General features: G+C 47.6%; 16 protein-coding genes. 12 read left to right on the top strand and 4 right to left on the bottom strand.

The features are described from left to right. Window positions 1-73: 73 nt before the first annotated feature. Window positions 74-349 carry a hypothetical protein gene (locus tag QUB35_RS25800; protein WP_333144513.1) on the top strand — a complete coding sequence of 92 codons (276 nt, stop codon included), beginning with the start codon at window positions 74-76 and terminating at the stop codon, window positions 347-349. Between the two features lie 74 nt (window positions 350-423). On the opposite strand, the gene nagA is transcribed toward QUB35_RS25800, so the two are convergent. Further along, entirely contained in the window at window positions 424-1,653 is a 1,230-nt protein-coding gene (gene nagA / locus QUB35_RS25795; RefSeq protein ID WP_333144512.1) for an N-acetylglucosamine-6-phosphate deacetylase, read from the bottom strand. Window positions 1,654-1,887: 234 nt separating this feature from the next. On the opposite strand from nagA, the gene purE reads away from it, so the two are divergent. Both purE and QUB35_RS25785 read left to right on the top strand, forming a co-directional pair. Beyond that, window positions 1,888-2,409 carry a 5-(carboxyamino)imidazole ribonucleotide mutase gene (purE, locus tag QUB35_RS25790; protein ID WP_333144511.1) on the top strand — a complete coding sequence of 174 codons (522 nt, stop codon included), beginning with the start codon at window positions 1,888-1,890 and terminating at the stop codon, window positions 2,407-2,409. 83 nt (window positions 2,410-2,492) lie between these two features. Then, a complete protein-coding gene (locus QUB35_RS25785; RefSeq protein WP_333144510.1) occupies window positions 2,493-4,094 on the top strand; it encodes an ammonium transporter in 1,602 nt (533 codons plus the stop codon). A 305-nt stretch (window positions 4,095-4,399) separates the two neighbouring features. Here QUB35_RS25785 and QUB35_RS25780 read toward each other — a convergent pair whose 3' ends face one another. Next, window positions 4,400-5,002, bottom strand: a complete 603-nt coding sequence (locus tag QUB35_RS25780; RefSeq protein WP_333144509.1) for an IS607 family transposase — start codon at window positions 5,000-5,002, stop codon at window positions 4,400-4,402. A 281-nt stretch (window positions 5,003-5,283) separates the two neighbouring features. Between QUB35_RS25780 and QUB35_RS25775 the strand changes: the two genes are divergently transcribed. Both QUB35_RS25775 and QUB35_RS25770 read left to right on the top strand, forming a co-directional pair. Further along, on the top strand, window positions 5,284-6,201 hold the full coding sequence (locus tag QUB35_RS25775; protein WP_333144508.1) for an SGNH/GDSL hydrolase family protein: 918 nt from the start codon (window positions 5,284-5,286) through the stop codon (window positions 6,199-6,201). 449 nt (window positions 6,202-6,650) lie between these two features. Further along, a complete protein-coding gene (locus QUB35_RS25770; RefSeq protein WP_333144507.1) occupies window positions 6,651-8,087 on the top strand; it encodes an ammonium transporter in 1,437 nt (478 codons plus the stop codon). A gap of 125 nt (window positions 8,088-8,212) precedes the next feature. Here the strand turns inward: QUB35_RS25770 and QUB35_RS25765 are convergent, their stop codons facing one another. After that, a complete protein-coding gene (locus tag QUB35_RS25765; protein WP_333144506.1) occupies window positions 8,213-8,647 on the bottom strand; it encodes a GxxExxY protein in 435 nt (144 codons plus the stop codon). A gap of 131 nt (window positions 8,648-8,778) precedes the next feature. Between QUB35_RS25765 and QUB35_RS25760 the strand changes: the two genes are divergently transcribed. The 7 genes from QUB35_RS25760 to QUB35_RS25730 all read left to right on the top strand — a co-directional run bounded on the left by QUB35_RS25760 (window position 8,779) and on the right by QUB35_RS25730 (window position 19,174). Then, window positions 8,779-9,984: a 4-hydroxy-3-methylbut-2-enyl diphosphate reductase gene (locus QUB35_RS25760; RefSeq protein ID WP_333144505.1), complete on the top strand. Its 1,206-nt coding sequence runs from the start codon at window positions 8,779-8,781 to the stop codon at window positions 9,982-9,984. Between the two features lie 821 nt (window positions 9,985-10,805). After that, entirely contained in the window at window positions 10,806-12,764 is a 1,959-nt protein-coding gene (locus tag QUB35_RS25755; RefSeq protein WP_333144504.1) for a CHASE3 domain-containing protein, read from the top strand. Next, window positions 12,727-13,188 carry a response regulator gene (locus tag QUB35_RS25750; RefSeq protein ID WP_333144503.1) on the top strand — a complete coding sequence of 154 codons (462 nt, stop codon included), beginning with the start codon at window positions 12,727-12,729 and terminating at the stop codon, window positions 13,186-13,188. Before QUB35_RS25755 ends, QUB35_RS25750 begins: the two co-directional genes overlap by 38 nt. 176 nt (window positions 13,189-13,364) lie before the next feature. Next, window positions 13,365-13,781, top strand: coding sequence for a response regulator (locus tag QUB35_RS25745; protein WP_333144502.1), 417 nt, complete (start codon window positions 13,365-13,367; stop codon window positions 13,779-13,781). Beyond that, window positions 13,700-15,013 (top strand): ATP-binding protein, encoded by a 1,314-nt coding sequence (locus QUB35_RS25740; RefSeq protein WP_333144501.1) that lies wholly within the window; start codon window positions 13,700-13,702, stop codon window positions 15,011-15,013. Before QUB35_RS25745 ends, QUB35_RS25740 begins: the two co-directional genes overlap by 82 nt. A 423-nt stretch (window positions 15,014-15,436) precedes the next feature. Beyond that, window positions 15,437-18,355 carry a PAS domain-containing protein gene (locus QUB35_RS25735; protein ID WP_333144500.1) on the top strand — a complete coding sequence of 973 codons (2,919 nt, stop codon included), beginning with the start codon at window positions 15,437-15,439 and terminating at the stop codon, window positions 18,353-18,355. A gap of 321 nt (window positions 18,356-18,676) precedes the next feature. Then, window positions 18,677-19,174: a hypothetical protein gene (locus QUB35_RS25730; RefSeq protein WP_333144499.1), complete on the top strand. Its 498-nt coding sequence runs from the start codon at window positions 18,677-18,679 to the stop codon at window positions 19,172-19,174. A gap of 66 nt (window positions 19,175-19,240) precedes the next feature. Here QUB35_RS25730 and QUB35_RS25725 read toward each other — a convergent pair whose 3' ends face one another. After that, window positions 19,241-19,606, bottom strand: coding sequence for a response regulator transcription factor (locus QUB35_RS25725; protein WP_039886668.1), 366 nt, complete (start codon window positions 19,604-19,606; stop codon window positions 19,241-19,243). Window positions 19,607-19,792 lie beyond the last annotated feature (186 nt).

Here is a 19,792-nt window from a genome sequence, read left to right as displayed (position 1 = left end):
AGGGTTGATTAGGAAACTGGAAAATCAATAAAAAGCCGTCGTAGAACGACGGGGCTTCAGACCCAGTTTTTTGGTGACGGGAAGGAAGGCAAATCTTCATAATGAATTGTTAGCCCGTCTGGCGGGAGGAAGCGCTTCGCCCTTCGACGCTGAACTCTATGCTACAGCTTATCGACCGATCGAGCGAGACGGCAACCAATGCCTCGATATTTGGCAGGAAAAACTGGCTGTGGGCTGCGAGCTCCCTGTTTTACCGCTGTGGCTGCGCGGCGAGATTTGCTTGGCTGTGGAATTAAATCATATTTACGATCGAACTTGCCGAGAACACCGAATTGCTAGCAGCGCTTAGCATCAGGGCTCTTCGTCCTCACTACGAACTCTACTGCGCGAGAAACTAATGGCATGGAAACTAAATGGAACTACTTAAAACAACCGATGCCAAGTCAATTCTTTTGTCGCAGCATTTAAATTCCAGCGCAACAATTGACTTGCCGATTTGCCAATAATTCCCGAAAGTCCGATCGCCTTTCTTGGAGATTCAGTTGCCAGGGCGATCGCACTTTCGGCATCGCAAATCCCCCACTCCACCAAATTCTGTACTCCCGCCAACAGCGGCAGAGTAGTACCTGCCAAAGTAGCACATTCCAGGGCCGAGTGATAATCTAATCTTACCCAAGCTGTACCTTTTCTGACTTCAATTTGTCGGGAATCCCAAGGATAAACACCGTCAGGCAAACCCAAAGGAGCCAAAGCATCGCTCACTAAAAAAACGCCTTTTTGATACCTACCAGCGCGTAGCAAAAAATCAATCATTGTCGGAGAAACGTGCTTCCCGTCAGCAATTAAACCGCATTTTACCCCCGGATAAACAATCGCCGCTCCCAACAAACCCGGTTCTCTGTGGTGCAAACTCGGCATCGCATTAAAAGCGTGAGTTACCATTGAAGCCCCCCGCTCAAATGCTTGCTGTGCTTGCTCTGCCGTCGCTTGGGAGTGTCCGAGACTGACGGAAATTCCCAAACTTTGCAAATAGGAAATGACTTCGCCAGTGCTGTCTAACTCCGGCGCTAAAGTAATTATTTTGACAATATCGGCACAATCTCCTAAAACTTGCTTGACATTTTCTATAGTTAGCGGTAACAAAAACTCAACTGGGTGAGCGCCTCGCTTCTGGGGGTTGAGAAAAGGGCCTTCGAGGTGAACTCCAATAATTTCCGCTGTTTTGGGTTCAATTGTTGCGCGATCGGCGGTTTGTACAGTGCGGATATAATCAGCTATAGTTGAGAGCGATCGCCTAAACTTATCCAGCGAAGTTGTCACCAAAGTCGGCAAAAAAGCATCTACTCCCTGATTCCACAAAAATTGACAAATTTTCGGCAAAATTTCAATATGCTTGCTTTCTAAATCGGGAAAAGCAAAACCCAGGGCGCCGTTAATCTGCAAGTCAACACCGCCCAGAGAAAGCCAATCGCCTGCTACATCAAGCACGTGCAAATGGGGAGGACAAATCCGTTTAAATACGGCGTCCATCGGCAAAACTTCTTGAATGATTCCCGTTTCGTCAACAGCAAGCATCTGCAAATCCTTGCAACCGGGGATGCGAACATTGAGAATATCTGTGGGGGCGGCAGTTGGGGTTGTGGCTTCAGTCATCCGATTTTAGATTTTAGATTTTAGATTTTAGATTTAATATTCGCTACGGATAAGTCCGGTGGCTGGCGATCGGGAGGGGGAGCTTTTTGCTTTTTGCTGGCTCTAGGGCTGCTCAGACGGGGGCTTGTGGCAAAATTGCTTTGAAGGGTCAGTTTTGGTACAAAATATCTAAATTTGAGTTAACGCAATCATTTAAAATTAGCATTTATCTGAAATCTCAAATCTGAAAATTTTATGAATCAAGCGACAGTTGGAATTATCATGGGTAGCGATTCGGATTTGCCAACCATGAAAGATGCGATCGCAGTTTGCGAAGAATTCAACGTTGCTTGCTCCGTAGCGATCGTCTCGGCGCACCGTACCCCCTCGCGCATGGTGGAATACGCCCAAACCGCTCACCAACGAGGCTTGAAAGTCATTATTGCAGGTGCCGGGGGAGCGGCGCACCTCCCAGGTATGGTAGCATCTTTAACCCCCTTGCCCGTAATTGGCGTGCCCGTACCGAGTCGCCACCTCCAAGGCCTAGATTCACTGTACTCGATCGTGCAAATGCCAGCCGGGATACCCGTAGCAACAGTGGGGATCGGCAACGCTAAGAATGCTGGCTTGCTGGCAGTTCAGATACTGGCAGCTCATCAGCCAGAATTGCTAGAGCGAGTTTTGCATTACCGCAAAACTTTGTCCGAATCTGTACTGAAAAAACAAAATCTTCTAGAAGAGCTAGGCTATCATAACTATCTCAATCTCAACAAATAATCCATAAACTTTTGTAGTAAGATTGGAAAGTTTTCCGAATATTGCTGAGCTTACTAGCCGTAAAGAGGGTAAAAGTGATTAAAATGACTGTCGGAAAGAAAAAGTCAAAACCCGTCAGGCGGGAGTCTTTCAATTTGTCAGCAGCTAAATTTTTTACGAAAGTCAACAGGTTGAAGAAGTTACCACGGGCGATCGCCCGCCTCACTCCAAGTTGGCAAGCCTGTATACCTTTAGCTGCAATCATCGTCTTGGTGTGGGGATATGCGGCGGTAGCCCAAACAGCTCCCGCACCAACCACCGAGGAACAATTAGCAAGCCTTAAGGTGGGCATGGATACCATGTGGGTCATGGTGGCGGCGATGCTAGTGTTCTTTATGAACGCGGGTTTCTGTATGTTGGAAACCGGTTTTTGCCGCCAAAAAAATGCCGTCAACGTGCTGTCCAAAAACTTGATTGTTTTTGCGCTTTCTACGATCGCATATTGGGCGATCGGCTTTGCCTTAATGTTCAGTGACGGCAACGGTTTTATCGGCACCAGCGGCGGATTTTTCCTGTGGAACGTAGCTGACAACAGCCCCGCCACAGGAGAGGCTTATCAAGGCATTTTCGACTCGCTTAACTGGACGGGAGTGCCTCTTAACGCTAAATTCTTTTTCCAATTAGTTTTTGCGGGAACTGCTGCGACGATCGTTTCTGGAGCCGTTGCAGAGCGAATTAAATTCCTTGAATTCTTAATTTTCAGCTTGCTGCTAGTAGGAATTGCTTACCCGATTACCGGACACTGGATTTGGGGCGGCGGCTGGCTGGCAAAAGCAGGGTTCTACGATTTTGCCGGTTCGACAGTGATTCACTCGGTAGGCGGTTGGGCTGCTTTGATGGGAGCGGCATTTTTGGGGCCGCGGATCGGCAAGTACCGCGACGGCGATACTGTGGCGATGCCGGGACACAATATGAGCATTGCCACCCTGGGCTGTTTGATTCTGTGGTTGGGTTGGTTCGGGTTCAATCCCGGTTCGACAATGGCAGTCGATCCAAATGCGATCGCCCACATTGCGCTCACCACCAACACCGCCGGTGCCTTCGGGGGAGCTGCTGCAACCATTACTGCTTGGCTGTACCTGGGCAAACCCGACCTTTCGATGATTATCAACGGCATCCTCGCCGGCTTAGTCGGCGTAACAGCGAGCTGCGCTTGGATCAACTTGCCCAACTCTGCCATAATCGGCACGATCGCCGGTATCCTGGTAGTTTTCGCAGTAACTTTCTTCGACAACTTGAAAATTGATGACCCTGTAGGAGCAACTTCAGTTCACTTAGTCTGCGGCATCTGGGGAACTTTGGCAGTTGGGCTGTTTGCGGACGGGCCTACAACTGGACTTTATACCGCAGGCCCCGCAGCCGGATTGCTTGTGGGCGGAGGTTTCGGTCAACTCTGGGCGCAGTTGGTCGGCATTATCTCTGTAGGCGGGATGACCGTGCTGCTGAGTACGATTTTTTGGCTGGCACTCAAAGCTTTGCTGGGTATCCGCGTTTCTGCTTTAGAGGAGGCTGAAGGTTTGGATATCGGCGAACACGGGATGGAAGCTTACACCGGGTTTGTGAAGGAAACGAGCTTGGATAACAGAAGTGAGAGCGGCTACGGCGTTTATGGTGGGGGTTCTGGTGGGAGGCCTAACAAAATGTAGAGCGTGCGAAGAGATCGATCAATTCAGCTTTCGTGTCCTAAATTAGCTATTTATCAGCTAATTCACCCCTTTATTCAGAAACACCCGAATCTGAAATACCCGCCAACTTATGGCTGTCTATCGTTGTGCTCGCGTTTCAATATTCGATACGAACGCGGGCATATTTTTATTGTTAGTTTACGTTTAATGGCGTACATATAGCAGTTTTCGATTGCCTGAGATGTGCGCCATTAATTGGTAATTGATAATGGGGAAATGGGAATTGAGAATCTGTAAATCACGAGCGTTGAAAACTGGTGTATTGGTTAGAGTTGATCGCCAATTGCCTTAAGTTCTTCAACGAGGCGCTTGTTCTTGACATTCCTCCTGCCATCAAGGCGGGCGGAGACAATAGCGATTATTTCTAGTATATCTTTAGCTAAATCCTCGTCACAGCTAGCATTTTCGGTTTGATTTATAATCACTACCTCTGTCCCAAAGTGTTCGCACAAATTAAAAATTAGTTCAGAACCAAGTCTCAGCAGTCTGTCTTTGTGAGTTAATACCAACCTTTCTACTTGATTGTCTGCGATCGCCCGAATTAGATGTTGTAAACCCCCCTTACTGTAATTAACCCCAGAACCTACATCCTCAATGATTTGGAATTGCCACCCCTGAGATGCACAAAACAATTCCAAAACTTGTTTTTGTCTGTCTAAATCATCTTTTTGGTTGTGGCTGCTAACCCGAGCGTAAGCTATGGTTAAAGCGCCGTTGGGTTTTAAGCCGAGAAGATGAGCTAGGTCATAGCGTCTGTGACCATTAGCGGTGCGTTCGGGTATTAGCTTGCCTTCGGCTTCCCACCTGCGTAAGGTGGAAGCGCTCACACCTTTAATTTTGGCTGCTTCAGTTATAGTTAATTTTTTCATTTTTGGATTTTAGCATCAGAAATGGGTAATTTCGGTAAGTTTTAGATATATTTATGTCCCCGTCTGCCGGTTGGACAAGTCCGATTTATGGCAAGAAAGTTTGGTAGGCAGATTTTTTATGGTAAAGTAGTGCGAAAAAGCAAAGTTCTGCATCGCCGCCCTTGCCCAACACAGCACAGTGCTTGATTATTACAAGAATTGAGGCTTTAATTGAGCGGTAAAATTTGATGCAGCAATCAGTGCAAATTATTCGGTGTGATGGCTGCAAATAGCTTGAGTTTATGGAGAAGTTTGGAGGAGGTAGCAGAAGTAGAACTCATAAATCCCTCTTAGGGATGGAAGTTAGCCGATCGAAAACTGTTCCGGTTTGGGCTTTGCTATCTTTGGTGACGAACGGGGTACTGATACTTACAGTAGCTCAACTACTGCTGCGGGGAAACAACTTGACAGAACGCTTCCAGGCGAATGATGCGGTGACGGCAGAAGTGGCCCAGGAACAAATAGACCAACCGGCAATCTCTGCAAAGGCAGTGCTAGACGTGCCCGTTCCCGGGCCGCGACATAAATGGACGTACCAGCAGTGGGTGACGCAGTTGGGTCGCGAAGCTGAGGCGGCGGCGGCGAATCGACCCTCAAGACTGAGTGTTTTGGCTGGGGATTCTCTGAGTATGTGGTTTCCGACCAAGCTGTTACCAGCCGATCGAATTTGGCTGAATCAAGGAATTTCGGGGGAGACTTCGGTGGGTTTGCTGAAGCGGTTGCAGTTGTTCGATCGAACTGCGCCGGATACAGTGTTTGTGATGATCGGGATTAACGATTTGTTGCGGGGGGCCAGCGACGAAGGGATTTTGGACAACCAGCGGCAGATTATTCGCGATTTGCGGTGGGCGCACCCCAAAGCACAAGTAGTTGTGCAGTCGATTTTGCCCCACAGCGGGGAACAAGCTACTTGGGAAAATCGCGATCGGCTGTTGGCGATTCCTAACAGTCGGATTAGGGCAATAAATCGACGGCTGAAAGAAATTGCTAGTTCGGAAAATGTTTTGTATCTGGATTTGTACCCGCTGTTTGCGGATGTTGACGGCAATTTGCCAACTGAACTCAGCACAGATGGCTTGCACCTTAACGATCAAGGTTATCTGGTTTGGCGATCGGCCCTGCAACTGTTCGATCAGATGCAGTTGAAAAATGATTCATGAGTTATTAGTCATTAGTTAGAAAGATCAAGGATAAAGTAACACTCTCCACAACTCTCCCCCTCTCCTCCTCCCACTCTCCCCAACTCAAAACTCCTGCCCTCTCCTCAACTCCCCCTCTCGGATTGCTCTGCTATCACTGGCTATGTCAAGTATCCACTGATAGATGAAGAAATATGATACTTAGCTATTTAGTATAGGGCGATACAGAATCACTGTTGGTACACATGGTGCAATCCAAAAGGCATAGACCATGAGATTGATAGTTGACGAATTTAGATGAGTCCGGCTATACGAAGTCGCGGGGTTGAGGATTGGGGAATTATCTATTGAAGATTTGTTCCGCTAAAACAGGGACTTAAAACCAAATAACTATTGCATCTAAAATCCTCACATCTAAAATCGGCTCGGTCTTCCCTGAAAATTGCTGAGTATGAAAAGGTACGACTAACGTGATCAAAAAAAGTTTAACGATCGGCATCATGGCGCTGTGGCTGTTAAGCGGGCCGCTGATGGACAATGCCTTAGCTCAAGATGCTGGTGCCGCGGCTGCGGTGGCGCCGAATCCTATCAACAGTGGCGATACGGCCTGGATGTTGGTCTCCTCAGCACTGGTATTGCTGATGACACCGGGGCTGGCGTTTTTCTACGGGGGACTGGTGCGATCGCGCAACGTCCTCAACACCATGATGATGAGCTTGGTGATGATGGGAACGATCGGCGTCACCTGGACGTTGTGGGGGTACAGTTTAGCCTTTGATGTCACCGCCAGCAACCTCAATGATAAAGGGTTTGGTCAAGGGATCGAAAGCTTCATCGGCGGTTTCGACTGGATGTTCTTGAACAACGTCACGGCGGACACCCCAGATCCGATCGGCTACGCACCGACAATACCCCACCAAGTCTTCATGGTTTACCAGATGATGTTCGCCATCATCACTCCAGCCTTGATTTCCGGGGCGATCGTCGAAAGGGTAACATTTAAAACCTATTTCTGGTTCGTGCTGCTGTGGTCTACCTTCATCTACTCTCCTTTAGCCCACTGGGTTTGGGGTAGAGGCTGGCTGGCGGCGATCGGATCTCTGGACTTTGCCGGCGGCACAGTCGTACACATTAGTTCCGGTGTTTCTGCGGTTGTCGCAGCTTGGATGATCGGACCCCGCAAAGACCACTTGAACAAGCCCCACACCCCTCACAACGTACCTTACGTCTTGCTGGGAATTGGGATGCTGTGGTTTGGCTGGTTTGGCTTCAACGGCGGTAGTGCTTTGAGTTCTGGTTCTTTAGCAACAGTGGCTTTTGTCACCACGATGATTTCTGCAGCAGCCGGCGGTTTAACTTGGACAATTGTGGAATGGGTGCTCAGAGGCAAACCGACAGCAGTGGGAATTGCTAGCGGTTTCCTCGCGGGATTGGTGGGCATCACACCTGCGGCTGGATTCGTGTTTCCAGTGGGAGCGCTTTTGATCGGATCGATTACTTCGGTTTGCTGCTTCTTTGCCGTTAGTTGGCGGGCTAAGCTGGGATTTGACGACTCTTTGGATACCTTCCCAGTTCACGGCGTAGGCGGAACTGTGGGCGCGATTCTGACTGGCTTATTTGCGACTAAAGCCGTTAACCCTCTCGGAAATGACGGGCTGTTTGCGGGGAATTCGGGGCTAATCGTGAGCCAGTTTGTAGGCGTTCTAGTTACTTACGTGTTTGCGGGTGTCGGCACTTTTGCGATCCTGAAAATTTTGGAACAGTTTATGGAACTGCGAGTGCCGTCATCTGCTGAAGACCAAGGTTTGGATATCGGCCAGCACGGGGAAGAAGCTTACGGTGAGGATTTTGCCGGCGGTTTCAGTTCGTTTGAATCGAGTTCTCCTTTTGCGCCGAAGAAGGTTTGAAGCTAATTTTCTGAATAAGTTCGATCGTGCAGAGACTCAGCAATCTTGGTCTCTGCAATTTTTTTAAGTTTTTTTTAACGAACCGCGAAGGCGCGAAGAGCGCGAAGAAGGAAGAGGAAGAAGGGTTAAGATGAGAGAATTATGCGTTTGATGCCTTCTTTGAGGATCGGAACGTTGAAGTTGATCAGAAGGCCTAGGGTGTTTTTGGTCATTTTAAGATAGGAGATAACTTGGGCTTCATGGATGGGAGCTAGCTTTTCGACAGCTTTTAATTCGACAATGAGGATATCGCCAACCAGAAAGTCTAATTGACCTTCGCCCACTGGATAACCTTTGTAAGTGATTGCTACTGGCTTTTTAGGGTGACAAGCTATCCCCCGCATCCGAAATTCAACTTCTAAGGATTCCTGATACACTGATTCTAAAAATCCTGGCCCCAAAAGCCGATGCACCTCAATAGCCGCCCCAATCACTCTATAAGCCAACTGTTCTAGCTGTTCGCCCAATTGTCTCATTCTTCTTTCTTCTTCCTTCGCGTCCTTCGCGTCTTCGCGGTTCATTCCTTCTTCCCTCTCATGTGTCGATCATATAAATAGCATATCCCCTCTTCGCTACTGAACCAATAAGCCCGATCGCACCCCAGGCATTCTAAAATCAAAGGTAATTAACCTAGATTTCTACTCGATACCGCATGGATACTAAAGCTTTTAAACGATCGCTCCAACAGTCGGAAAACTACCACCGCAAGGGTTTCGGACACGAAGCTGAGGTAGCTGGGGTAATGCAGACGGCTTATCAAAGCAGTCTGATCCAGCAAATTCGCGACAATAATTACAGGCTGGAACGCGGCGCAGTCACGATCCGACTCGCTCAGGCTTTTGGGTTTTGCTGGGGGGTGGAACGCGCTGTAGCTATTGCTTACGAGACTCGCCAGCATTTCCCCTCGGAACGGATTTGGATTACTAATGAGATTATTCATAATCCGTCTGTGAATCAGCATTTGCGCGATATGGAAGTTGGTTTTATTGCTGTTGAAAAGGGGCAGAAAGATTTTTCGGTTGTCGATAGTGGCGATGTGGTAATTTTACCTGCTTTTGGAGCGAGTGTTCAAGAAATGCAGTTGCTTAATGATAAGGGCTGCAAGATTGTTGATACTACTTGTCCTTGGGTTTCTAAGGTTTGGAATACTGTTGAAAAGCACAAAAAAAAGGATTACACTTCGATTATTCACGGTCAGTACAAGCATGAGGAAACTGTTGCTACGAGTTCTTTTGCTGATAAGTATTTGATTGTGCTCAATTGGCAAGAAGCTGAATATGTCAGCAATTATATCTTGCATGGGGGCGATCGCGAAGAGTTTCTTGCTAAATTTAGCAAGGCTTATTCTGCTGGTTTTGACCCGGATCGGGATTTGGAAAGCGTTGGGATTGCTAACCAAACTACTATGCTCAAAACTGAGACAGAGAATATTGGTAAGTTGTTTGAAAAAACGATGATGCGGAAGTTTGGGCCGGAGAATTTGAACGAGCATTTTCAGAGTTTTAATACTATCTGCGATGCGACTCAGGAACGGCAAGATGCTATGTTGAGTTTGGTTGAGGAAAAGTTGGATTTGATGCTGGTGATTGGGGGTTTTAATTCTTCTAATACTACCCATTTGCAGGAAATTGCGATCGACAAAACTGTTCCTTCTTATCACATTGATTGTGCGGAGCGCATTTTACCGGGAAATCGGATCGAACACAAGCCTTTGGGGGGAGATTTGGTCGTAACTGAAGGTTGGCTACCGGATGGTAAAATTGTAGTCGGCGTGACTTCGGGTGCTTCTACGCCTGATAAGGTTGTTGAAGATGCGATCGATCGCATTTTCGCAATGAAAGCGGCTGCGATTGTGTAATTATATTGTTGCGCCACTGCACTCGGAATCATAATTTTCTCAGTTAATTTTCTCAGTGCAGGGCGAGTGTCTCTTTGCCAGTGCGATCGAGACGCTCGCTCGTAAAAAGATATAATTCCGATGTTAAACTATAGCCTTTCTCAGAAAGATGAGGTACTCATGGGCATAGGGCATAGGGCATAGGGCATACCTCACTTTTTTGAGAACCGCTATAATTTCAACCCCATTCTCCCCAATTACCCGATCGCTCGCTTTTCTGATTTCTCATACTATTCACCCGCGTCATCGCTTCTGTGAATTTCTCCCTCGCTCCAAAAGATTATTTTTTAAATAAAATATTAAAAATTCGCCTTTTTTTTTGGGGTAAAAAGCTTGACTTTGCTAGATTGACAATGTATTATTTAATAATGGGAATAGTGACAAAATTTAAATTTATGTCACCACTCCCATTATCTAAAATATACCCCAAAAATCAACAGGAGTCAATAGGTAAAAACTCTTTTCTTTACGCCGCAATTTGAAACTGCCAAAGCAACACGAACGATACAACAATCGATGCAAAAAAAGGCGAATTAAGCTTTTCAGGCTATCCTAGATTGTGTAGCGTTTGCCTGAATCACGAGACGCAAGAGAGCGATTTATGCCATCTCAGACTTAAGGGGGATGCGAGGAGGAGCGAGGCTAAATTAGAAACAAGATCGATCGCAAATTTGAACCTTAAATTTATAGGCTTTATTCGCCGTCTGTGACAGCGCCAAAAATTCGAGTAGTCCGTATCCAGCTAAAATAAAAAAAAGCAGGACTCGCGTGCCGAGTATTCCATGAAACAATCCCTGACTCGCCAAATCACCGCAGGTATCGGAATGGCCGTGGCGCTGCTGATTTTCAATGCGGCTACATCCTACCGCAACACTCTCAAGTTAATCGAAAACGAACGCTGGGTGAGCCACACTCACCGAGTTTTAACCGAACTCGAAGCCACGCTTTCTACCTTAAAAGATGCTGAAACCGGACAGCGCGGTTATTTGCTGACGGGAGAAGAACGGTATTTAGAACCCTATCACAGCGCGATCGCCCGCATCAACCAACAAGTAGTCGGATTGCAGCAGCTAACGGCTGACAATAATCGGCAGCAACAGCGCATTCGCAACTTGAAAATTGCGATCGACTCTAAATTAGCCGAACTTGAAGGAACCATCAATCTGCGACGCCAACAAAAGTTAGAAGCAGCCCTGCGGGAAGTAAAATCCGGTAGGGGAAAGCAAATCATGGGCGGCATTCGGCAGCAGATAGCCACCATGACAGCCGAAGAAACTCAGCTATTGCAGCAGCGTGCCCGAGAATCTCAAACGAGCGCTACTTTGACAATCCTGACTTTTACCGTTGCCACTTTAGTAAATTTCCTGTTGATGCTGTTGGTTTACTATTTGGTGAAGCGCGATCGAACTTTGCGCGACAATGCCGAAATCAAGCAAAATCAACTGTTAGAACAGCTAGAACACGATCGCCACTCCCTACAATTAACCGAAGAACGTTTCCGCCTCGCCATTCTCAACGCACCGCTGCCAATTATGCTGCACGCTGAAAACGGACAAGTTTTGCAAATTAACAGCGCTTGGACAGAATTTTCAGGCTACCAACACTCAGAAATTCCCACAATTGAAGATTGGACAGAAAAAGCTTACCACAACCGCAAATCGCTAGTGCAAGCAGATATCGATCGGCTGCACCAATTAAACAGCCGCATTTCTGAAGGCGAATATATGATTGCCACAGCCAGCGGCGAAACTCGCATTTGGGACTTTTATTCCGCACCTTTAGGCCAGCTTTCCGACGGCAGAAGTTTAGTAATTAGTACCGCCATTGACATAACGGCACGCAAGCAAGCAGAAGCAGAAATTCGGATGCTCAACGCTACCTTAGAACGGCGAGTGGAACTCCGCACCAATCAACTTCAAGCAGCTAACGAAGAATTAGAAGCTTTCACCTATACCGTCGCCCACGATTTGCGGGCTCCCCTGCGGGGAATGCAGGGATTAGCTGAAGCTTTATTAGAAGATTACCGTGACATCCTCGACGAACTTGGTCAAGAATACGCCCAGCAAATTGTTAATTCTGGGCAACAACTAGAAGAATTAATCGAAGATTTGCTAGCTTACAGCCGCCTCAGCCGCACTGATTTATCGCTGCAAGTTTTAGACTTAGAATCTGCTGTGGTCGAGGCAATTGCTATGGTAAAAGCCGACGCTAAATCCAGCCACGCTCAAATCATTGTTCAATCACCCTTGCCTGCGGTAATTGCCCACCGCGTTACTTTAATTCAAGTAATCGCCAATCTGCTCACCAATGCTATAAAATTTGTGGAAGGCGTATCACCCCAAGTACAGATATGGGCAGAGGAACTTGAGCTGCCTCAAGAGGGACAGACAGACAGGGATACAGGGGGAGAATTGGAAAGGGGAACTGTGGGACAGTGGGAGCATTCTCAGTTACTTATGACCAGCCCTCTATTGCCAGTCGGCTTCATCCGTCTTTGGGTAGAAGACAACGGCATCGGTATTGCTCCAGAACATCAAAAACGCATTTTTGGGGTTTTTGAACGGCTGCACGGTATTGAGTCTTACCCCGGAACTGGTATAGGATTAGCTATTGTAAAAAAAGGAGTCGATCGCATGGGCGGTCAAGTTGGAGTGGAATCTCAATTAGGACAAGGCAGTCGATTTTGGATACAACTGAGAAAGCATGACGCAAACGCAGACGATTTTGCTGGTGGAAGATAACCCCGTTGATATTCTATTGATGCAGCGGGCATTTCGCAATGAGACTTTTGCTAATACTTCGCTGCAAATTGTGCGAGATGGAGATGCAGCGGTTTTTTATTTAAATGGGGACGGAGAATACAGCGATCGCGATCGCTATCCTTTACCTGCGATAATTTTACTAGACTTGAAATTGCCCAGGCGATCCGGTCACGAAGTTCTAGTTTGGCTGAGGCAGCAGCCGGAACTAAAACGCTTGCCGGTGGTTATGCTTACTTCTTCTAGGCAAACACTTGATGTCAAGCGCGCTTACGATTTAGGGGTAAATTCTTATTTGGTTAAACCGGTCGGGTTTGCTTCTTTATTGGAAATGATGCAGAGTTTTAGCGAGTATTGGCTCAACTATAGCGAACTGCCGGAACCTAGAGAATTTTCTGGTTTGTAGTAGCCGTTTCCCGGTTTTTATTGCTTGTTTACTCGTTACCAGGCTCTTTCGGGTAACGAGTAAATTAAGTTTCTAGTGAGTAAGCCCGTCCTGTCTCATCTTAAAGGGGCGATTTCTAACATTTTTATGATAATATATCGCCACTCTAGCTAATAGCAAAATTATTAATTGTTACAGTGCTACACATTCTGGTAATTGACGACAACCCAACAGATAGGCTGCTGGTCAAACGCGAATTAGATCGGCAATTCTCGCAATTGCAAATAACGGAAGTTTTTGACGATAGATTATTCGGGGAAGCACTGAAACGAGGCGGATTCCATCTGGTAATTACTGATTACCAACTACGCTGGACGAACGGTTTAGATGTGCTGAAAACTATTAAAGCTAGTTATCCAGAATGCCCGATTGTAATGTTTACGAATACTGGCAACGAAGAAATTGCTGTAGAGGCAATGAAATCCGGCTTGGACGACTACATTATCAAGTCGCCGAAGCACTATGTCCGCCTTTGCGTTACGGTTCGCGCAGTGCTCGATCGAGTTGCCGCCTGGAAGTCGCCCGACTGGAAAATCAACTTCATTCTCTGCTAGAACACTTAAATGTCGGAGTTTTTCGAGCGACTTCCGAGGGGCAGCTTTTGGAAAGCAATCAAGCTTTTTTGCGCTTGTTTGATGCCAGAAATTTAGCAGATGTCCAAGGGATTTATCTTCAGAAATTGTTTGTGCAACCCCTAGATTCAGGCAGGGCTGTTTCGGGGCAACCACGGGGGGATTGCCCCTACGGAAAACCAGGGTTTTGTAGGGGCGGTGCCCCCGTGCCCGCCCAGCCCATAGACGAGGGGGTCGGGGTTTCAGATATCGCGGCTCTTCACGAGGGATTGCCCGTACAAGACAATGAAACAGCCCTGCTAGATTCAGGGGAGTCTCGGTCTCAAAATATCGAAATTACCTTTCCTTTGCCAGACGGTCGAGTAAAATGGATTCGGTTTACTCAATATCTCTACAGCGCAGAAGGTGAAAGTACCATTGAGGGATTGGTTGAAGATATTACTGATCTCAAGCAGGCTGAACTTGCTTTGCGAGAATTTAATGAAACTTTGGAAGAGCGGGTGAGAGAGCGTACTGCTGAGTTAGAAGAAGTTAATGCACAGCTCGAATCGTTTACCTATTCAGTTTCTCACGACTTGCGCGCTCCTCTGCGGGGAATTTCGTTTTTTGCTGAAATGTTGCTCCAAGATAAAGCCAGCGAGTTGGATGCTACTGCACAGGATTACTTGTATCGGATTAATGACGCCGCAAGTCTGATGAATACTTTAATCGAAAATTTGCTAGAGTACAGCCGCCTCAGCAAAGCTAACTTGCCACTAAAAGCAGTCTCTCTTCATTTAATTGTGGCTCGATCGATCGCGCAACTAGAGGCGGAAATTGCCGAAAAACAAGCTCGGATAACGGTTGTCGAACCGCTACCTACGGTGTTGGCCCATCCTGCTACGCTGCTGCAAGTCTTGACTAACTTGCTTTCCAACGCTATTAAGTTCGTGCAGCCGGGGATAGAGCCGCAGGTGCGAGTTTATGCAGAAGCTGAGGAAGAATATATCTATCTTTGGGTAGAAGACAACGGCATTGGTATTGCAGAAAGATTTCAAGAGAGGATTTTTGGGTTGTTCGATCGCCTGCACGGTCAAGAAGTTTATCCAGGGACGGGAATAGGGCTGGCGATCGCGAGCAAAGGAGTCGATCGGATGGGGGGTGCGATCGGGCTGAAATCGACTCTGGGAATCGGTACCAGCTTCTGGGTAAAATTACGCAAGTGCGAGAGTTGAGGAAGCAAGTTCGGCAACGCGCAGTGAATCGGGATTTAAAAGATGAGGTTCTAGGGAAGAAGGTTTTAACCGCAATATTCTGCTGTAGCTCAAAGAATCAATCAACCCGCTTGTTCACACCCGAAGACAGCATAAACAATTAGTATAGTAACAGTTAAGTAATCTCTTGCACCTTTCCCGCTTGAGCAGGCTTTCTGATCTGTTTGACAACAACTTACTTAATTCATTTGCGTGTGGACACGCCCCTAAAAGCCTGGCTGAGGATATTACAAGCTTTAAAATATAATAAAATACAAGCAAATACAATAAAATTATTGGCAAGTCTAATTAACCCACCAAGTACATATTTAAATTGTCGAGATTGCTCAATAACATATTGTTAGATTTAAGAATGTTTGCGCCCATACAAAAACTAAAAGGCTAATGGTGTCTATTCTATTAATCGACGACAACCCGAACGATCGCCTGATGATCGAGCGAGAACTGAGGAAAACTTTTCCCGATTTAGAAATTAAGTCGGTTATTGATATCCAAACTCTCGAACAAATCCTGGTCGCCGGGGGTTTTGACCTAGTAATTACCGACTACCAACTGCACTGGAGCGACGGATTAACTATTCTCCGCAAAGTTCACAGCCGCTACCCAAATTGTCCGGTAATTATGTGTACTGACAGTGGCAGCGAACAAGTGGCAGTCGAAGCTATGAAAGCGGGTTTGAGCGATTACGTGTTCAAAGGGCGACACTTAAAGCGGCTGGCGGCGGCAGTGGGCGAAAGCTTGAAAAATCAGCAGTTGCGCGAGAAATACGCGAAAACGTCGGCGCAGTTGGCAATTTCGGAGGAAAGGCTGAGGTTGGCGATCGAAGCCTCGAAAATGGGAACTTGGGATTGGAATTTATTAAATGGCGAGGTGGTTTGGTCGGAGGGACACGAACTGTTATTCGGCCTGGAAAAAGGCAGTTTTGCGGGAACTTACGAAGCTTTTTTTAGCTGCATTCACCCGGATGACCAGGCCTCGCTCGCCCAGGCTGTTGCCTTTGCTTTAGAAAACAAAATAGAATACCAATACGAATTTAGAGTCATTTGGCCCGACGGCAGCTTGCACTGGATCGCGAGTAGGGGCAAGTTTTTTGAGGATGATACGGGTAAACCGGTGCGAGCAATCGGCGTGGTTTGGGATATTACCGATCGTAAATTATCGGAAGCCAGGGTGCAAGAAAGCGAGGAAAACTTGCGCTTTGCCCTAGAAGCAGCTAATACGATCGCTTTTAGCTGGGATGTGGCATCCGGGGAAGTCCGCCGTTCGCCCAATGCCGAAACACAGATGGGTTTGGGCCCAGACAGCACCTTTGGTACTTTTGAGCAAAAAAAGAATACGGTGCATCCAGAAGACCGCGAAAGCTTTTTGGCAGATTTGGATGCCGCACTCAGCGGGACGGGAGTCTACGAGTCGGAATACCGCCACGTGCGCCCCGACGGCTCAGTCATTTGGCTCCACGACAAAGGGCGGGTGGTTTTTGACGCATCGGGCACACCCCTTCGGCTGTTCGGGGTGGCGATCGACATTACGGATCGCAAACAGTTAGAATACGAGCGCTCGCGCGCGTTGGCGCGCCAGCAGTCGTATTTGCGCCGCCTGCAAAAGTTAACCTCCGCGTCAGTTGCTATCAACTCCACACTGTCGGTGGCAGAAATACTTCAGTTAGCTGCCGATAGCGCCCGCCAAATTCTGGAAGTCCACCAGGTAGCGGTCAACCTCAACCCCACCGCCAACTGGGATTCGGGAATTAGCAAGTTTTCCATGTCAGAAAAATACGCCGCGTGGCAAGATTACTGCGAAGAACCAGACGGTACGGGCATTTACCAACAAGTTTGCCAGCAGCAACAGCCGATGCGAATGACTCAAAGCGAGTTAGAGGCTCACCCGGCCTGGCGGGAGTTCGGCAAGGCTGCGGGGAAGCACCCGCCGATGCGGGGCTGGCTGGCTGTACCGCTGACGGGTCGGGACGGCAGAAATCTGGGATTGATTCAGTTGTCGGACAAGTATGAGGGGGAGTTTGCCGAAGATGATGAAACTATTTTAATGCAGTTGGCTCAGGCGGTGTCGGGGGCGATCGACAATGCCCGCCTTTACGAGGAATCTCAGCAGGCAAATCGCATGAAAGATGAGTTTTTGGCAACTCTTTCTCATGAGCTCCGATCGCCCTTAAACGCGATTTTGGGCTGGGCGCAACTGCTGCGGCACCGCAGTTTTAGTCCGGCTGCTACTGGGCGGGCTTTAGAAACGATCGAGCGAAATGCTAAATTGCAAACTCAATTGATTGATGATTTGCTGGATATTTCTAGAATTATTCGCGGCAAGTTGACTTTGAATCCTTGTGCGGTAAATTTGATTTCGATGGTGGAAGCAGCGGTGAATACGGTGCGGTTGGCCGCCGATGCTAAGTCGATCGATTTACGGTTTGCAATTGTAGATTTGGGCTTGGAGACTGCAGAGTTTTCCGAAGCCGGGGAGATTTCTGGCAATCCTGAATCTCAGTTAAATCCGAAATTTTGGGTATCAGGAGACCCCGGCCGCTTGCAGCAAGTGATTTGGAATTTGCTGACGAATGCGATTAAGTTTACGCCGCGCGGGGGGCGAGTTGAAATCCGGCTTTCGAGAGTTGATTCGGAGGTTGAGTTGGCTGTTACCGACACGGGAATTGGGGTTGCACCGAATTTTTTGCCTTACGTGTTTGAGTCTTTCCGCCAAGCGGATGCTACGATTACTCGCAATTATAGCGGTTTGGGGCTGGGTCTGGCGATCGTCCGGCAGTTGGTGGAACTCCACGGCGGCACGGTTTGGGCGAGCAGTCCGGGACTGGATATGGGATCGACTTTTACTTTCCGTCTCCCTGCGATGCAGGTAAATTCCATCGCCGGTGAGGAAGCGCAGGTTTTGGCTGGCGCTGGTAATTTACTGGGAGTTAAGGTTTTGCTGGTTGATGACGAGGTTGATTCGCGGGAATTTATGAGGTTTGTCTTGGGGGATTCCGGGGCCACTGTCATGGCTGCATCGTCTGCTGCTGAGGCGTTTGAGGTGGCTTCGCAGTTTGATCCGGATGTTGTGGTCAGCGATATCGGAATGCCGGAGGAAGACGGCTATTCGCTGCTACGAAGGCTGCGTTCTTTGAACACGCAGACAGGGAAATTTTGGGCGATCGCTCTGACGGCTTATGCTAGGGATGAAGACCGCGATCGTGCTTTTGCTGCAGGTTTCGATCGGCATCTGTCTAAACCTGTGCAACCCGATGTGTTGGTAGAGACTATAGTCAAGTTGAGGCCGCAAGGGCTAACAACTTAAAAAATTCTATTAATAAATGGTAAATGGTAAATGGTAAATGTGTTTGTAGTGGCGACTTTAATCCTCGTAAAACTCGCTCGTACTTGCCTTCCTCACTACCAATCTATAATGCTGATTTTACCGGACACCACCTGATTAACCCGACTGGATATCGACGGAATCGCTCAACTGAGAAATATAAAAATTTGTATTTTTCAAACTCTTCAACTTCTGCTTGTGGGGCTTTGCTTCTAGCCCGCCTAAAATATGCAATTTATATGCCGATTAGGTGATTGGTTTGTGTTAATATGCTAAAATATCCAACAACCACGCGGTAATTAGGTGGACAAACTTCAGACAGATATAGAGGCAATTTACTCTCAAATTGAGGAATTGCGCCTGGAACGCCAGCAGCTTAGTATTGCCGATGTTGTCCCAGCCGGTGATTCGCCCCAAGCGATCGCCGATGCTTATCGTCGTCACGCGAGGGAAAAAGCACAAGTATCGGCAGAAGTCAAGGGGATAGATGACGCGATCGCGGCTCTGTCTGCTCAACTAAGTCAGAAACAGCAGCAGTCAGTAAAGTTGCAAAGAATAACTCCGATGGAGGAGCAAGTTGAAGAAGGAAGATTACTAGCCAAGGGACACGCGGAACGGATTAATGAACTGGCGGCGGAACTGGCGGCGGAAGTGAAGGGACTCAAAGCCATCGCCGACCAAATTAGTCCCAGCTACTGGCAGGTTTATTACAAGCCTTTTATTACGGGTTTTAAGAGTATTTCTGTTCCCTACGTGCGATCGGACGGGGATGTTTGGACTATTGTCAATCGAGTAGTTTAGAGAGGCTGCGGGAGCAGAAATAATCAGCGCTCAAGACAATTTTTTTCCTGTCCCTATTCCTCTACCTCAACCTCGCAGCAATTGCTTAATAGTGCCGACCAATTCTTGAGGGTGAAATGGCTTGGCGATGTAAGCGTCGGCTCCTTGTTTCATTCCCCAATAGCGATCGAACTCTTCGCTTTTGCTCGAACACATTACCACCGGCAAATTTTGGGTTTTAGGGTCGCTTTTGAGCCGGCGACAAACTTCGTAGCCGTTCATCCGGGGCATCACGATATCCAGAACCACTAAATCTGGGCGGTTAGCCTTGATTTGCTCTAGAGCTTCTACGCCATCACTCGCTACGGTGACGTTGAGTCCTCTACCTTTGAGCAAGTCGGCGATCATCTCCCGCAGAGTGACGCTATCATCAACAACCATAACTGTACTCATAGAATAATCCCTACCAAGTTTCTGGGTTGAAACGTTCTCATTAACGTTTACACTAACGTTCACCTTCAAAGGTGTCTTTTCCTGATTGAGATTGCGCTCTGCTAAATGTAGTTTACCCACTTTTGCTGATTTCTCAATCATTTTCTGAGTAATTTCGGCCAAATTTAAAGTTCCGCGCAATCTCGG

Origin of the sequence: Microcoleus sp. B13-B6, assembly GCF_036705405.1 — a bacterium.
In the GTDB taxonomy this organism is placed as follows: domain Bacteria; phylum Cyanobacteriota; class Cyanobacteriia; order Cyanobacteriales; family Microcoleaceae; genus Microcoleus.
Note: the sequence above shows the minus strand (reverse complement) of the source record. Positions and strands in the feature narration are given on the sequence as shown.

Excerpts from the sequence above, each read along its gene's own strand:
- QUB35_RS25765 (WP_333144506.1), bottom strand. The coding sequence starts at position 8,647 with ATGAACCGCGAAGACGCGAAGGACGCGAAGGAAGAAGAAAGAAGAATG.
- QUB35_RS25725 (WP_039886668.1), bottom strand. The coding sequence starts at position 19,606 with ATGAGTACAGTTATGGTTGTTGATGATAGCGTCACTCTGCGGGAGATG.
- QUB35_RS25760 (WP_333144505.1), top strand. The coding sequence starts at position 8,779 with ATGGATACTAAAGCTTTTAAACGATCGCTCCAACAGTCGGAAAACTAC.
- nagA (WP_333144512.1), bottom strand. The coding sequence starts at position 1,653 with ATGACTGAAGCCACAACCCCAACTGCCGCCCCCACAGATATTCTCAAT.
- QUB35_RS25785 (WP_333144510.1), top strand. The coding sequence starts at position 2,493 with ATGACTGTCGGAAAGAAAAAGTCAAAACCCGTCAGGCGGGAGTCTTTC.
- purE (WP_333144511.1), top strand. The coding sequence starts at position 1,888 with ATGAATCAAGCGACAGTTGGAATTATCATGGGTAGCGATTCGGATTTG.
- QUB35_RS25755 (WP_333144504.1), top strand. The coding sequence starts at position 10,806 with ATGAAACAATCCCTGACTCGCCAAATCACCGCAGGTATCGGAATGGCC.
- QUB35_RS25735 (WP_333144500.1), top strand. The coding sequence starts at position 15,437 with ATGGTGTCTATTCTATTAATCGACGACAACCCGAACGATCGCCTGATG.
- QUB35_RS25780 (WP_333144509.1), bottom strand. The coding sequence starts at position 5,002 with ATGAAAAAATTAACTATAACTGAAGCAGCCAAAATTAAAGGTGTGAGC.
- QUB35_RS25750 (WP_333144503.1), top strand. The coding sequence starts at position 12,727 with ATGACGCAAACGCAGACGATTTTGCTGGTGGAAGATAACCCCGTTGAT.
- QUB35_RS25775 (WP_333144508.1), top strand. The coding sequence starts at position 5,284 with ATGGAGAAGTTTGGAGGAGGTAGCAGAAGTAGAACTCATAAATCCCTC.